The organism is Vibrio sp. HS-50-1 (assembly GCF_024747315.1).
Lineage (GTDB): Bacteria > Pseudomonadota > Gammaproteobacteria > Enterobacterales > Vibrionaceae > Vibrio > Vibrio diabolicus.
Map to the genome: position 1 here is coordinate 192385 of NZ_JAMPZF010000024.1, position 14418 is coordinate 206802.

Here is a 14418-nt window from a genome sequence, read left to right on the forward strand (position 1 = left end):
TTCATTACTGGCTGTAGGTTGATAGGAATCGCTCAAAACGTCCAATGGCGATTTCTAGATCTTCAACGTGCGGCAGTGTCACGATGCGGAAATGGTCTGGTTTCGGCCAGTTGAAGCCGGAACCTTGCACCAGTAAGACCTTCTCTTGTTTTAAGAAATCTAAAACCATCTGCTGATCGTTCTTGATGTTGTACATTTTTGTGTCGATTTTCGGGAAGAGGTACATCGCACCCTTAGGTTTGACACAAGAAACACCAGGAATCTGATTGATCAGTTCATACGCTCGGTTGCGCTGCTCTAATAAGCGTCCGCCAGGTAAAATCAGTTCATTAATACTTTGGTATCCACCTAACGCGGTTTGAATCGCATGTTGCATTGGTACGTTTGCACATAAACGCATCGATGAAAGCAGCTCCAAGCCATTCACGTACCCTTGAGCCAGATGTTTAGGCCCCGTTAGGAACATCCAGCCACCACGGAAACCGCAAACACGGTAGGCTTTTGAAAGGCCATTGAATGTCATGACTAGCACGTCTTCAGTGAGTGTTGCGACTGAGGTATGTGTTGCACCGTCGTACAATACTTTGTCGTAGATCTCATCTGCGAAAATGATCAGTTTGTGCTGGCGTGCTATCTCAATCACTTCAAGTAGGAAGTCACGGCTGTATACCGCACCTGTCGGGTTGTTCGGGTTGATCAGAACAATGCCACGTGTCTTCGGTGTGATTTTCTTTTTGATGTCTTCAAGGTCAGGGTACCAGTCTGCACCTTCATCACATAGGTAATGAACCGGCTTACCGCCTGATAGTGCAACTGAAGCTGTCCACAACGGGTAATCAGGTGCTGGGATCAGCATTTCGTCGCCATTGTTTAATAGCGCTTGCATGGCCATCACGATCAGCTCAGACACGCCGTTACCCACATACACATCTTCGACATCTAGCGAGCGGATACCTTTACGTTGATAGTGTTGGACCACGGCTTTACGAGCAGAGTAAATGCCTTTGGAATCACAATAGCCTTGAGAAGTCGGCAGATTACGAATCACGTCGACTAAAATCTCATCAGGGGCGTCAAAACCAAATGGGGCAGGGTTACCAATGTTTAGCTTTAGGATTTTATGCCCTTCTTCCTCCATGCGCTTAGCATGTTTGAGTACAGGACCCCTAATGTCGTAGCAGACATTATCGAGTTTTGACGACATCCCGATATTTTGCATTGTACAATTCCTAAAAATTCGTTAATTTCTTTATTAAAATACAATAATTTGTTTTTTATTAGAATATATATCTGTAAATTATCTGTTTGCTGGTTAAGTTTTGCTCGTTTGCTATCACAGGATTTTGCAAAAGATCGCATACGACCTTGATTTGCTTTGGGTCTAAACTTAGAGTAGCCGTCAGTTACCATTTATCCTCACATACTACGAGGTTGATTTGTCACAGTTCCATCAAGCCGTAAAGAGAATTATCGAGCGAGTTCAGCAAGCGGAAGGCAATCAAACACGTCTGGTCGAGCCCCTGAGCGAGAAACCTAATTTCTCATTTATTGATTGGCTTGATGCACAACCACTTTTCCCTAAATTCTACTGGCAGTCCCGCGATACTCGTGAAGAGGTCGTTGCACTAGGGCAATTACACGCTTTTGTTGAGCCAGGCCCTGCTTATACCATTCTAGGTGAAGGGCAACGAGTCTGGGGCGGACGCTCTTTTGACGGCCAGCATGAGAAGAATCGTCGCTGTATGCCTTCTTTCTTCTTTTTGCCTCAAATTGAGTTAATTCGTTTTGACCAACAATGGTCTCTTGCTGTTAATATTTCAGAAGACAAAGCGCGAACCCTAGCAGGACTGAATAAACTGGTTTGTGAGGTCGTGACCTTAGCTCCGATTTCTTCTCACATCCGCTCTATTGTTCATATGCCAAGTCAGCCTCAATGGAATGAGTTAGTTCATAAAGTTCTGACTGGTATAAAGAATGATGATTTTAAGAAAGTAGTATTGGCGCGTCGCTCTACCGTGCAGCTTGATAACACATTAAGTGCTGCACAGTTGCTGAAAGCGAGTTACTTAAATAACCATCATAGCTTCCATTTCATGCTGAGCTTAGACAGCAAACACAGCTTTATGGGCTCTACGCCAGAACGTTTGTATTCTCGCGTAGGGCACGAACTTCATACCGAAGCGTTAGCAGGCACGATTGGTCGAGGGGACAATGCCACTCACGATATGGAGTTGGCGAATTGGTTATCCCAAGATGAAAAGAACCTCAACGAAAACCAATATGTGGTTGATGACATTATTGATCGCCTATCACCGCATTCCGAAGCGGTTGAAGTGGAGGCCGAGGCAAGTTTGGTTAGGCTACGAAAAGTGCAACACCTCAAGCGAAATATTCACGCGAGCCTAAAGACGGGCATAAACGGTGTTCAGTTGTTATCGGCGCTTCAGCCGACGGCGGCGGTTGCTGGCTTACCTCGACAAGAATCCATGCAGTTTATTCTTGATAATGAGCCCTTTGCACGCGGCTGGTACGCGGGGTCAATGGGGTACATAAGCCATGAACGAGCAGAGTTTTGTGTCGCGATCAGAAGCGCTCTTGTGCTCGGTGACCAAGTACAACTGTTTGCGGGCGCAGGTATTGTGCCAGGCTCTGTGGCAGAGCATGAGTGGGCGGAACTTGATAAGAAAATGTCGACGTTACTTACGCTGATTTCTGATCACCCTCCGTTGGGAGTCGCATCATGAATCATGACCAAGCGGTGCTCAATCGAATTTGGTCAGAAACCATATTGATTGAGCTTCAGCGATTTGGCGTTAAGCATGTTTGTATCGCTCCTGGCTCTCGTTCTACTCCTTTAACTTTAGAGGCGGCAGAACAGTCCAATTTTTCTATTCATACTCACTTTGATGAGCGTGGTCTCGGCTTTATGGCTCTTGGTTTAGCGAAAGCTACTCAAGAGCCAGTGGCAATCATCGTTACTTCTGGTACGGCAGTGGCGAATTTATTACCAGCCGTTGCGGAGGCTAGGCTTACTGGTGAAAAGCTGGTGCTGCTCACTGCGGATCGTCCGGTGGAGCTCGTTGGCTGTGGCGCAAACCAAGCGATTAACCAGTTGGGTATTTTTTCACATCATGTCTCGGCCAGCTTGAATTTACCAAGCCCAACTTTAACAACATCGCTTAATTGGTTGCTGACCTCTGTTGACGAAGTGATGTTTACTCAGCAACTGCAAGGCAGTGCTGTTCATATTAACTGTGCATTTCCAGAGCCTTTGTATTCCAACGGTGCAAAAGCGGATTATCAAACCTACTTAGACTCGGTAGCCGGATGGCGAAAAGGAAGTGGTAGTTATACCCAGCGTTTTAGCCACTTATCACAGGCGCAAATTCCGTCTTGTGCGGATAAAAAAGGCTTGGTTGTGATTGGCAGCTTACCGCTTGAACAAGCGCGGTCGGCGCAGGCATTTGCACAAAAGATGGGATGGCCAGTACTTGCAGACCCGCAAAGTGGTCTCAGTTCGGATTGGGTGCATTACGATGTATGGCTTCAACTTCTCGAGTTCGTAAACGAGCTTGAGTCTTGTGAACTTATTATCCAATTTGGTAGCCGAATCATCTCCAAACGTTTGAACCAGTGGATTGATAAACAAGTTTCGCGAAATCAACAAAATAAAGACGTTCAATACTGGTATATCTCGCCGCGTATGGACCGTAATAACCAAAATCATCTGGCGCAAATGCACTGGGTTGAGTTTCCTCAAACTTGGGTTTCTCGCATTAGCTTTGAGAAGCCAATATTTGCTGGTTGGGCTGATAGGTTAGCGAATGGAGTTAAGCGAGTTCATCAACGTATCGAAGACGCTTTCCTATCTGATTCAGCTTCTGCCATTGACGAAATTGCGTTGGCAGCAGACATCAACGAGCGCACTAAAAACGCTGATGTCTTTTTGGGTAACAGTTTGTTTGTTCGACTTGTCGATATGTACGGCAAACTTGATGATGTAGAAGTGTTCACTAACCGAGGCGCGTCAGGAATTGACGGTTTGTTTGCTACCGCATCAGGTGTGCAGCGAGCAAGAGGTAATCCGTTACTGATGTATATTGGTGACACATCAGCACTGTATGATCTCAATTCACTAGCGCTGTTTTCTCACAATAAATTGCCGACGGTACTTGTGGTCACAAACAATGATGGTGGCGCAATTTTCGATATGTTACCGGTGCCTCAGGAGCATCGCACTGCGTACTACCAAATGCCCCACGGTTATCAGTTTGAACATGCAGCCAAACAGTTTGGTTTAAAGTATGAGAAGCCAACTACGTTAGAAATGTATCAAGCAATGGTTGCCGAGCACCTGTCGAGCGGTCAAGGCACACTGCTGGTGGAAGTTCAAACCCCACCAAGCCAAGCCGCAGAGTTGATAAAGGCATTTAATAAGAGCCTGCATGCTTCACTCTGAGCGTCTCTCTTCAACTGAAAAACACCAAAGTGGCGACCTTCCCACTCTGGTGTTTTTGCATGGCTTTTTAGGAAGTGGTGCTGATTGGCAAGCTTGTTTGGATGAGCTGACTCAGTTTGAACGAGTCGTTATAGACCTTCCTGGTCATGGTTGCAGTCAGTTTACAAAGTGCAGCGATCTCGATGATTGCTGCAAACTTCTTAATTCCACACTATCTTTATTATTTCCATCACAACAACCACTTATTTTGATTGGTTACTCGATGGGCGGTCGTATTGCGATGCATGGTATTGCCAATCAATGCTTCTCAGATCTCAATATTGTGGGCGCAATTGTTGAAGGGGGAAACTTCGGGCTTCAAACTGAGCCAGAGAAACAGGTGAGATTGGAGAATGATGCTCGCTGGGCAAAGCGTTTCAAAACTGAACCACTTGAACGTGTTTTGAACGATTGGTATCAGCAAGCGGTGTTTTCTTCACTAAACCATGAGCAAAGACAAACATTAATTGCGAAGCGAAGTGATAATCTTGGCTCGGCGGTCGCGAGCATGCTGATGGCAACATCGTTAGCCAAGCAGGCGTATTTGTTGCCCACACTGAAAAAGCAGAATATACCGATGTATTACTTGTGTGGCGCGAAAGACCAAAAATTTAGCCAACTGGCACAACGTAGCGGGTTGGCGTATCGACAAGTTGAAGGCGCAGGACATAACGTTCATCAAGAGCAGCCCCAACAATTTGCGATGCATATTAAGCAAATAATTCAATCTCACTTTGGTGAGAGTAACGAGAACAATGGGAATCACCATGGCTAAAACAGTAGGCATTTCTGAAGAAGAACTTTACGCTCCGGTTCAATGGAAAGATTGCAGCGAGAAATACGAGGATATTCACTACCATAAATCTGAAGATGGTATCGCGAAAATTACCATTGCACGCCCACAAGTGCGTAATGCATTCCGCCCTCAAACAGTAAAAGAGATGATTGATGCGTTGGCAGATGCGCGTTACGACTCTGGTGTTGGCGTGATCATTCTGACAGGTCTAGGTGAAGACGCATTCTGTTCTGGTGGTGACCAGAAGATTCGTGGCGACTACGGCGGTTACAAAGATGACCAAGGTACGCATCACCTAAATGTATTGGATTTCCAACGTGATATCCGTACTTGTCCAAAACCTGTTATTGCTTCAGTTGCGGGTTGGGCTGTTGGCGGTGGTCATGTACTGCACATGATGTGTGATCTAACAATTGCAGCAGACAACGCGCAGTTTGGTCAAACGGGCCCTAAAGTGGGTTCATTTGATGGTGGTTGGGGCGCGTCTTACATGGCTCGTATCGTAGGCCAGAAGAAAGCTCGCGAAATCTGGTTCCTATGTCGTTTCTATAACGCGCAAGAAGCGTTAGACATGGGCTTGGTCAACACGGTTGTGCCGCTAGAAGAGCTAGAGAAAGAAACCGTTCGTTGGTGTCGTGAAGTTCTTCAGCATAGTCCAATGGCGCTACGCTGCCTGAAAGCTGCATTGAATGCGGACTGTGATGGTCAAGCAGGTCTTCAAGAGCTTGCGGGTAACGCAACGATGATGTTCTACATGACCGATGAAGGACAAGAAGGTCGTAACGCATTCAACGAGAAACGTCGCCCAGACTTCGACAAATTCCCTCGTAACCCATAATCCGTATAAAAAGAGGAGTGTTTTAGCTCCTCTGTTCCATTTTTCCTGAGCGCCTCGCCCTCTGGGAGGCTGGTGGGATTGCTCGCCAGAACGCTCAAATATACGGCATTACATAGGACTCGAATTATGCGTGAAGCGAAAATTTATCGTTATAGCTTGCCCATGGATAGTGGTGTCATCCTGCGAGACAATAAGCTAACAGAACGTGTTGGTTATGTTGTTGTGCTTTCTGAAGGTGACCAAATAGGGCTTGGAGAAGTCGCTCCTCTTCCTGGTTTTAGTTTAGAGAACACCGAAGATGCTGGTATTCAGCTACAAGAACAAGCGGAGCGTTGGGTAGCAGGATTGGATGTGGATTACGCCAACATGTATCCATCGGTCGCGTTTGGTTTATCGATGGCACAGTTAGAGTTAGCTGGTGGCTTACCCCAACAAGGTAAGTATCAAACAGCGCCGCTGTGTACTGGTGACCCAGACGAGCTCATTCCAAAGCTGAACGAAATGGAAGGCGAGAAAGTCGCGAAAGTAAAAGTCGGGCTTTATGAGCCAATTCGCGATGGCATGCTTGTGAATCTTTTCCTTGAATCTATCCCTCAATTAACGCTTCGACTTGATGCAAACCGCGCTTGGACACCAGAAAAAGCGCAACAGTTTGCTAAATACATTACTCCGTCTCTGCGTCAGCGCATTACCTTTTTGGAAGAGCCGTGCCGCTCTCCTGGCGATAGTCTCTCTTTTGCTATCAATACTGGTATTGCGATTGCTTGGGATGAAACGTTGCAAGATGCGGTTCGTCGAGAGGATTTCCGTCTTGAAGATCTAACTGGTGTGAAAACGATCATCATCAAACCCACACTCATTGGTTCGGTGGATTTTTGTATTACACTGATAGAGAAGGCGAAGTCACTGGGGATGAAAGCGGTTATTAGCTCGAGCATTGAATCCAGTCTCGGTTTAACGCAATTAGCGCGCTTTGCCCAATGGCAGCTGCCTGATGAAGTTCTAGGTTTGGATACGATTGGCCTATTCAAAGCTCAGTTAGAGCAAGGCTGGCCTAAGTGTGAACTTCCCGTTCTTCCTCTTAAAGATCAGGAGATTGTGTGGCATTCTGCATAGACAATGTTGCGAAGGCACCGTGGAAATATTGGGCTCAAACGAGCCCTTTTTCTATTGCACTCAAGACACCAACAGAAACATTAAACTGGCAACAACTCTCAGTACGTATTGACCAATACGCTCACTATTTGAATGACTTGGGCGTAACGCGGGGAGATGTGCTGACTTTGGTAGGTAAAAACCAAGTCGAAACTCTGCTGTTTTATCTTGCTTCCAAGCAGTTAGGCGCACTTGCCGCGCTGACCATGGTACAACCACTCGATACGCTACAGAGTAAACTTGCGACCCTTTATAAACCTGAACAAACTCGGTTTATCTGGTTTGCTCAGGAGTGCGCTTCGACCTTTTCTGAACATGATATACAAAAACTCAAGGCAACATTGCTTTCACCGCCCTTAGTTTCACAACAAGAGCGTGATGCGGTGATTGAAGATGCCTATCACCATGACAGGCTCGCTTCAGTGGTATTTACCTCTGGCTCGACAGGAGAGCCTAAAGCTGTGGTTCATACACATCGACAACACCTTGCATCCGCAGAAGGCTTGCTGCAAGAGTTCATTTTCACTCAGCAAGATTCTTGGTTATTGTCGCTTCCGCTTTATCACGTCTCTGGATTGGCGATTGTATATCGTTGGCTATATGTCGGAGCGACATTGAAAATCGGTACAGGAAAACTTGTCGAAGATATTCAGGGCGTGTCACACGCCTCTTTGGTTGCAACGCAGCTCAAACGGCTATTGGATGATGATGCTCACTTGTCATTGACGCATGTTCTATTGGGCGGCAGCCACGTTGCTCACGAGTTGGCGTTGCGAGCAACAGGACGAGGGATTGAGGCGTGGTTAGGTTATGGGATGACGGAAGCAGCCTCTACCGTTACTGCAAAGAGAATTGACAGTACCAGTAATGCTGGACATGTATTGAATCATCGTAAGATAAAGTTGGTTGACCAACGCATTTTTGTCGGTGGTAAAACATTAGCGGCAGGGTATTTTCATCAAGGTCATGTTACTCCGTTTCTGGATGAGAAAGGCTGGTTCGATAGCAAGGATCTCGGTGAGTGGCAAGGTGACGAGTTAAAGGTCATCGGCCGTGCCGATAATCAATTTATCTCTGGTGGTGAGAACATTCATTGTGAAGAGATTGAGGCAGCATTGAACCAAATTTATGGCGTGGTGCAGAGCATAGTGGTTCCAGTCGAAGATGCGGAATTTGGTCATCGCCCTGTTGCTGTGATTCAGACCAATGATTTGCGCAGCAAAGCGGAATATGACCTGCATTTGCAATCCAAATTAGAGAAGTTTAAATGGCCAGTGGAATACCATTTAATGCCACAAGTGCTACTAGAAAGTGGGATCAAAGTTTCTCGGAAGGCAGTGAAGGAGTGGCTATTGCCATCAATTCAGCATTAGTCAATTTTGCTATGTATTAGTCAGAAAGGGAATTTCGTATCCTTATAACTCTGAATCATAATTATGCTTCTTCGAAGAGAGAAAAGGCATAAGGTTCAGGATGGTAAAGCTAGTATTAATTACGGCGGTAGCACTACAAATTGGTATTGCAATAAGCAGTGAAGGGCTCGCCCGCTCTCTTGCAGAGCTGACGGCCTTTTTGATCGCTATCGCATTGGTTGTTACATACAAAAACAGCAAACTTGAGCCGTCGTCATCTCAACACGATGAGAAGACCACTAATATCTAAACAATAACCAAATTAGAGAAGTGGTTGAAATTAACACCCACAGAGTTACACCAAACAACAGTGGCTTAGCGCCAGCAGACCTCAGCTTCGAAATTGAAATGCTGCAACCAATCAGGAACAGACACACCACCAAAGCTTGTTTCGCTCCAACGAAAATACCGTGATAGACCATTTCAAATTGAGGGAAGAAGTCGCTAAACGCGATGGCTGCACAGTACCAAAAAATGAAATAAGGAATAACTAACTTTTTCGTTCCATTCTCTTTCTGGTCTCTCGAAAAGATCACGGCACTGATCAGTGCAACAGGGATGATCCACAAAGCTCGTGCGAGTTTTAACGTTGTTGCTGTAGTTAGTGCTTCTTCACCGTACGCTGAGGCAGCCCCAACAACAGAAGAAGTGTCATGAATAGCAATCGCGGCCCATGTACCAAATGTGTGTTGATCTAGCCCTAAAGCATGCCCAACCACAGGAAACACGAATAGTGCGATGGAGTTTAGGACAAATACCGTTGCCAGTGCTAATCCAATCTGTTCGTCTTTTGCTTTAATCGCTGGTGCCACCGCGGCAATTGCACTACCACCACAAATTGCTGTACCTGACGAGATTAAGTATGCGGTTGCTCGCTCCAACTTAATTATTCTGGCAATGATAGTGCCTATGATCAGTGTGCCCGTAATCGTGGCGATAATCAGACCGATACCATCCGATGTAACAGAGAGTGCTTGCTCAAAGTTGATGCCAAAGCCTAAACCAATAATCGAGTAGGACAACAGCTTTTTAGTAAAAGAAGCAATGGGCAGTTCTGAAGGCACAAAACCAAAACTTGCGAGTAGAAAACCAATAACTAGGGCAATAGGAGAGGAGACAAAAGGGGTTAAGCAAAAGAGTAACGCCAATCCAAACAAGAGGTAGTTTCTATTCAAGGTTTTTATTCGCTGTTGTGAATGAAAGCGCGAGTATATCGCACTGAGTGTGGTCAGTTTGTCTTAATGATTTGAACACATGTTCAGTTATTCTAAACATGTGTTCAAATGTATTTTTATCGCCAGTCGCCTCTAAGTTGATGCACTCTATCGAACATCGTTTTTGCCGTTGCTTCATTTGGTGGAACCGGCTGTCCGGCCTCAATTTCTAGCTTTGACCAAAATCGAGTCGGTAAGCCACAACATGCGCGGCCTTTCGCGCGGCTGAAATAGCTTCCCCATAAGCCTTTGAGTGCCACGGGTATGACAGGTACTGGGCTGCGACGCAGAATAATATCAATGCCACGCATGAATTCATTCATTTCACCGTCTGAGGTTAATTTCCCCTCTGGGAAAATACAGACGATATGTCCTTCGCTTAATGCGGTTTCTACATCATTAAATGCACGCCTGATGGAGTTTCTGTTACTCGCTGAAATCGGAATTACCCCAGTTCTGCGTAAAAAGCGTCTTAGTGGAGGTAGGTTGGCGTAATCTTCCTCCATCACAAAACGAATCAACCTTGGGCATACAGCGCTAAGTAACAAGGCGTCCATATAGCTCACGTGATTACATACGATCAACGCACCGCCTTGTTCTGGCAAGTTATGTAGGTTTTTATGTTTCACTCGATAAATAGTATGAGTTAGCATCCAAACCACAAAACGGACAACGAATATCGGTATTTGCAAAAAAATGTAAGCGGCGACCAAGAAATTCAAAATGGCTAACAGTGCAAACAACTGAGGAATTGTCATCTTGATTACACTCAGGCACACAATACCTAAGACAGCGCTGCCGACCATAAACAGAGAGTTAAAGATGTTGAGCCCTGCGATGACTTGTGCACGTTCGGTTTCCTTTGCTCTATGTTGCATTAATGCGTAAAGCGGCACGATAAATAACCCACCCGAAGCACCAATCATCAATAGGTAGAAAAATAATGGCCAAAAAGGCTCATATCTAAAGAAGTCTACAAAGTTATGGAAGATAGGTAGGTCACTTGGAATGGAGGTTGCCATCAAGTACCCAAATACCGTAATGCCAAGTGCGCCAATAGGCACAATACCGACTTCGATACGATGATTCGAGATCCAATTGCAAAGTAGCGACCCTAGCGCGATACCAATGGAAAACAGAGCAAGCAAGAAAGACACCGCACTCTCGGTGCCATTTAAGTAAATCTTGGTGAAATTCGGGAACTGGGTTAGATAGGCGGCGCCTAAAAACCAGAACCAGCTTATCGCCATAATACATTGAAAAACAACACGATCTGATTTTGCGATGGATAGCGTGTGTTTAGTTTGTTTGTACGGTTGCCAACGAAAAGAAAGATTAGGTGCGCTGGCGGCTGCAAAGGGTATTGATCGGCTCGACAAATATCCCAACAATGCAAAGAGTACGACACAAAATGCGGCAAGGTATTTTGCGTTGTCTGCTGAGGCGATAATTCCAGCACCTAGGGTACCAATAAGGATGGCGATAAAGGTACCAGCTTCAACAAGGGCGTTGCCTGGCACTAACTCTTTCGCGTTTAATTTTTGGGGCAAAAGGGCATATTTAACCGGTCCAAAGAATGCTGACTGTGTGCCCATTAAGAACAGTAGCAGCAAAAGCACACCATAACTTTCGGTTATAAAACCAATGGCGCCCAAAAGCATGATGGCGATTTCAAACAGCTTTACCTTGCGAATAAACCATGATTTTTCATATTTATCGGCTAATACGCCAGCTGAAGCGGAGAATAGAAAGAACGGTAGAATGAACAAGCCAGCCGCTAAATTGATGAACAAGTTGCTCGAAATAGGTAGTGCGCTGGATCCCGCGAAGGCGACAAACAGCAGCAAAACGTTTTTAAAAATATTGTCGTTGAAAGCGCCAAAAAACTGAGTGATGAAATAGGGTAGGAACTTTCTTTGCGTAAGTAAGGACGGCTGTCTGTCGGACGACATGAATAATCCTTTGTTACCAGTTTGTGAGGTAGTTAGAAAGCAGGTTACTGATTAATTCTTTACCATCAATGGGTTCACTAGAGAAAAATTTATCATCAACACTGAGTAAAGTAATACCGTGTACGCCAGACCAAAGCACTCGACTTGCTTGAATCACTTCGGACTCGGTACGATGTGGTGCGATTTGAGCCAATAGTGACTCCAGCATTCCTGTCATCCCGTCGATACGTTTGGCATGCCATTCTGGAAGTTCTGCACCATTCATGTTGTGCTCGAACACTAACTGCCAACGGTAAGGGTGCTTTTGAGCGAAATCGTGGTAGCAATAAGCCAGTTCAAATAGAGCTTGATGAGCGTCTTTACTGCTATTGGTCGCCTTCAGTGCTTCTTGGGAGAGTTCGTCTAAAGTTTGCGCGACTACGTGTAAAAGTAACAGGTTATAGTTGCCAAAAATGTTGACTAATGTGCTTGGCACGTAACCAATCATGTTAGCGATTTTACGAAGACTGAGTTCGTGGTAAGAATTCTCATCTAAAAAGTTTTTGACTGTTGTTAACGTCAAATTCACTAACTCTTCTCTGGTGTGATCGTTTCTGCGCGCCATACTCTCAAACTGCTTTATTGAACATCGTTCAATATGATAGTCAGCTACCTATTAACCGTCAACAAGGCAATATACTCAAGTGACGTCAAGGTGCAGGATTCTGAGCTGTGTCACTGATTCTAATTCAAGTAAAACATCCCTAAGTAGCAGTGAGTTCATTCCAAGCATTTCCAAACGAACCAAGTATCTCGAAGTTAACCGAGAGCAGTCTGTATCTTTGGCAATATTCTGATACATGTCAGCTTCTGTAAGCTGTTTTCATCAACAGGCATACAGAGTATGATGACGTAACAATCATCTTTGGCGTGCTACTGTTTGAAACAATCGTTGTTTCGTCTGATAGAGCACAATCTTAGATAGCTAACTTTAAGGATAACGATGAAACGTTTATTTTCTATTGTTGCTCTGTTGATGTTTACCGTTGCTGTAACACCTATCGCGGAAGCGAAGAAGTTTGGTGGCAGTAAGTCTTTCGGTAAGAGCTACAAAACAGCGCCAGCACCAAAACAACAGCAACAAAACACCAATACGGTAGGCAAAGATCAGACGGCGAAGTCTTCAAGTAAAAAAGGCTTAATGGGTGGTCTGCTAGGCGGACTTCTTGCTGGTGGTCTACTTGCTGCATTCTTTGGCGGTGCTTTTGAAGGTATCCAATTTATGGATATCCTAATTATTGGTTTGATTGCCTTTGTCATCTTTAAATTAATGCGCGGTATGCTAGGTGCGAAGCAGGGCAGTATGAACCAGCATCGTCAGCAACCTGCATTTGGTGGTAACGCATCTAAGTTTGAGCAACCAAACATGCAAAACTTTGAGCAACAGCCAAACACAAATAATGGTGGCTTTGGTGGTTTCGGCGCTCAAACGGACGTACCACATAACTACCCACCGGGCTTTGACCAAGCAGCGTTTATTAACGGCTCTCGTGAACACTACCGAATCCTGCAAGGTGCGTGGAATCACAATCAACTGGAAACCATTGAAGAATATGTTTCTCCAAGCTTGTTTGAAGATCTGAAAGCAGAGCGCGCGAAGCTCGACGGTGAGCAGCATACTGATGTAATGTACGTTGATGCAGAGATCGTCCGTGCCGATTACGATGCAAATAAAGCACAGCTTAGCCTGCAGTTTAGCGGTCGTTACCGTGACACAGTAGAAGGTGTTGAAGAAGAAATCGAAGATATCTGGCACCTAGAGCGTGACCTGACTGTGCCTAATGCACCATGGTTAATCGTTGGTATTCAAGGCTAGTCACCTTTAAACCAATTTAGTCACTAATAAAAATCCCGCACCCCCCTGCGGGATTTTTTGTATCTGTCGTTTGTATTTACGAAAGGTGTTTTTATAAAACCTGCCAGATGGAGACTTCATCATGGCTCGCGCTTAACTCTGCCGAATATCTTTTTGCTAGTCAGTCCTCAAGTGTTTTACTGAATGTTTTTAGCATTCACATTATGGTCATTGCGATAAAACAAGGACAAAGTGCTAGTTCATTGTTTGTATTACAACGACCAGATCCGAACTTTGGCCATCGGAGATTCGCTTCGGCCCAGTTGTTAAAGTAGGATCCAAACAGAGGTAGAATAGCGAAGAAGTTGGGTTAAATAAGGAAGGGCTTGTTACTTTACTTTATCAAGAGTCCGAAACGAAAAAATCCAGCTCAATGAGCTGGCTTTTTCAATATGGTGGAGGGGGACGGATTCGAACCATCGAAGGCAGTGCCGGCAGATTTACAGTCTGCTCCCTTTGGCCACTCGGGAACCCCTCCAGGGTGTTTTATACTTAAAAGATAGTTTCCCAACCTAGCTTCCAAGTTGTTCTTATGTTTAAAGGAAAAACACAAGAAAGAATATGGTGGAGGGGGACGGATTCGAACCATCGAAGGCAGTGCCGGCAGATTTACAGTCTGCTCCCTTTGGCCACTCGGGAACCCCTCCAGAGGATTTTTA

General features: G+C 45.2%; 12 protein-coding genes and 2 tRNA genes. 8 read left to right on the forward strand and 6 right to left on the reverse strand.

All coding sequences use genetic code 11. From position 1 onward, the window contains the following. Positions 1-4 precede the first annotated feature (4 nt). Positions 5-1219 (reverse strand): pyridoxal phosphate-dependent aminotransferase, encoded by a 1215-nt coding sequence (locus NDJ01_RS10560; protein ID WP_005390543.1) that lies wholly within the window; start codon positions 1217-1219, stop codon positions 5-7. Between the two features lie 217 nt (positions 1220-1436). Here NDJ01_RS10560 and NDJ01_RS10565 point away from each other — a divergent pair, with 217 nt between their 5' ends. From NDJ01_RS10565 to NDJ01_RS10595, 7 genes are all read left to right on the forward strand, one after another. After that, positions 1437-2744 (forward strand): isochorismate synthase MenF, encoded by a 1308-nt coding sequence (locus tag NDJ01_RS10565; RefSeq protein WP_258586673.1) that lies wholly within the window; start codon positions 1437-1439, stop codon positions 2742-2744. Next, the gene (gene menD / locus NDJ01_RS10570) at positions 2741-4459 is read left to right on the forward strand and encodes a 2-succinyl-5-enolpyruvyl-6-hydroxy-3-cyclohexene-1-carboxylic-acid synthase (RefSeq protein ID WP_258586674.1); all 1719 of its coding nucleotides are present in this window, start codon (positions 2741-2743) and stop codon (positions 4457-4459) included. Before NDJ01_RS10565 ends, menD begins: the two co-directional genes overlap by 4 nt. After that, entirely contained in the window at positions 4446-5273 is an 828-nt protein-coding gene (menH, locus tag NDJ01_RS10575; protein ID WP_258586675.1) for a 2-succinyl-6-hydroxy-2,4-cyclohexadiene-1-carboxylate synthase, read from the forward strand. The genes menD and menH overlap by 14 nt, the downstream gene beginning before the upstream one ends. Beyond that, positions 5266-6132 (forward strand): 1,4-dihydroxy-2-naphthoyl-CoA synthase, encoded by an 867-nt coding sequence (menB, locus tag NDJ01_RS10580; RefSeq protein ID WP_012842018.1) that lies wholly within the window; start codon positions 5266-5268, stop codon positions 6130-6132. The genes menH and menB overlap by 8 nt, the downstream gene beginning before the upstream one ends. Positions 6133-6258: 126 nt before the next feature. Beyond that, a complete protein-coding gene (menC, locus tag NDJ01_RS10585; RefSeq protein ID WP_258586676.1) occupies positions 6259-7248 on the forward strand; it encodes an o-succinylbenzoate synthase in 990 nt (329 codons plus the stop codon). After that, the gene (menE, locus tag NDJ01_RS10590; protein WP_258586677.1) at positions 7233-8660 is read left to right on the forward strand and encodes an o-succinylbenzoate--CoA ligase; all 1428 of its coding nucleotides are present in this window, start codon (positions 7233-7235) and stop codon (positions 8658-8660) included. The genes menC and menE overlap by 16 nt, the downstream gene beginning before the upstream one ends. Before the next feature lie 100 nt (positions 8661-8760). Continuing rightward, positions 8761-8949, forward strand: coding sequence for a hypothetical protein (locus NDJ01_RS10595; protein ID WP_012842016.1), 189 nt, complete (start codon positions 8761-8763; stop codon positions 8947-8949). On the opposite strand, the gene NDJ01_RS10600 is transcribed toward NDJ01_RS10595, so the two are convergent. The 3 genes from NDJ01_RS10600 to NDJ01_RS10610 all read right to left on the reverse strand — a co-directional run bounded on the left by NDJ01_RS10600 (position 8939) and on the right by NDJ01_RS10610 (position 12469). Continuing rightward, on the reverse strand, positions 8939-9874 hold the full coding sequence (locus NDJ01_RS10600) for a YeiH family protein (RefSeq protein WP_258586678.1): 936 nt from the start codon (positions 9872-9874) through the stop codon (positions 8939-8941). The genes NDJ01_RS10595 and NDJ01_RS10600 overlap by 11 nt on opposite strands. A 116-nt stretch (positions 9875-9990) precedes the next feature. Further along, entirely contained in the window at positions 9991-11865 is a 1875-nt protein-coding gene (locus NDJ01_RS10605) for an MFS transporter (protein WP_046874204.1), read from the reverse strand. A 13-nt stretch (positions 11866-11878) separates the two neighbouring features. After that, positions 11879-12469 carry a TetR/AcrR family transcriptional regulator gene (locus NDJ01_RS10610; protein WP_006743255.1) on the reverse strand — a complete coding sequence of 197 codons (591 nt, stop codon included), beginning with the start codon at positions 12467-12469 and terminating at the stop codon, positions 11879-11881. Positions 12470-12847: 378 nt separating this feature from the next. On the opposite strand from NDJ01_RS10610, the gene NDJ01_RS10615 reads away from it, so the two are divergent. Further along, positions 12848-13720, forward strand: a complete 873-nt coding sequence (locus tag NDJ01_RS10615; RefSeq protein WP_046874203.1) for a Tim44 domain-containing protein — start codon at positions 12848-12850, stop codon at positions 13718-13720. 432 nt (positions 13721-14152) lie between these two features. Here the strand turns inward: NDJ01_RS10615 and NDJ01_RS10620 are convergent. Beyond that, positions 14153-14237 (reverse strand) — tRNA-Tyr (locus NDJ01_RS10620). Positions 14238-14321: 84 nt separating this feature from the next. Further along, a tRNA-Tyr gene (locus NDJ01_RS10625) sits at positions 14322-14406 on the reverse strand. Positions 14407-14418: the final 12 nt, after the last annotated feature.

Excerpts from the sequence above, each read along its gene's own strand:
- NDJ01_RS10605 (WP_046874204.1), bottom strand. The coding sequence starts at position 11,865 with ATGTCGTCCGACAGACAGCCGTCCTTACTTACGCAAAGAAAGTTCCTA.
- menB (WP_012842018.1), top strand. The coding sequence starts at position 5,266 with ATGGCTAAAACAGTAGGCATTTCTGAAGAAGAACTTTACGCTCCGGTT.
- NDJ01_RS10615 (WP_046874203.1), top strand. The coding sequence starts at position 12,848 with ATGAAACGTTTATTTTCTATTGTTGCTCTGTTGATGTTTACCGTTGCT.
- NDJ01_RS10595 (WP_012842016.1), top strand. The coding sequence starts at position 8,761 with ATGGTAAAGCTAGTATTAATTACGGCGGTAGCACTACAAATTGGTATT.
- NDJ01_RS10560 (WP_005390543.1), bottom strand. The coding sequence starts at position 1,219 with ATGCAAAATATCGGGATGTCGTCAAAACTCGATAATGTCTGCTACGAC.
- NDJ01_RS10610 (WP_006743255.1), bottom strand. The coding sequence starts at position 12,469 with ATGGCGCGCAGAAACGATCACACCAGAGAAGAGTTAGTGAATTTGACG.
- menC (WP_258586676.1), top strand. The coding sequence starts at position 6,259 with ATGCGTGAAGCGAAAATTTATCGTTATAGCTTGCCCATGGATAGTGGT.
- menD (WP_258586674.1), top strand. The coding sequence starts at position 2,741 with ATGAATCATGACCAAGCGGTGCTCAATCGAATTTGGTCAGAAACCATA.
- menH (WP_258586675.1), top strand. The coding sequence starts at position 4,446 with ATGCTTCACTCTGAGCGTCTCTCTTCAACTGAAAAACACCAAAGTGGC.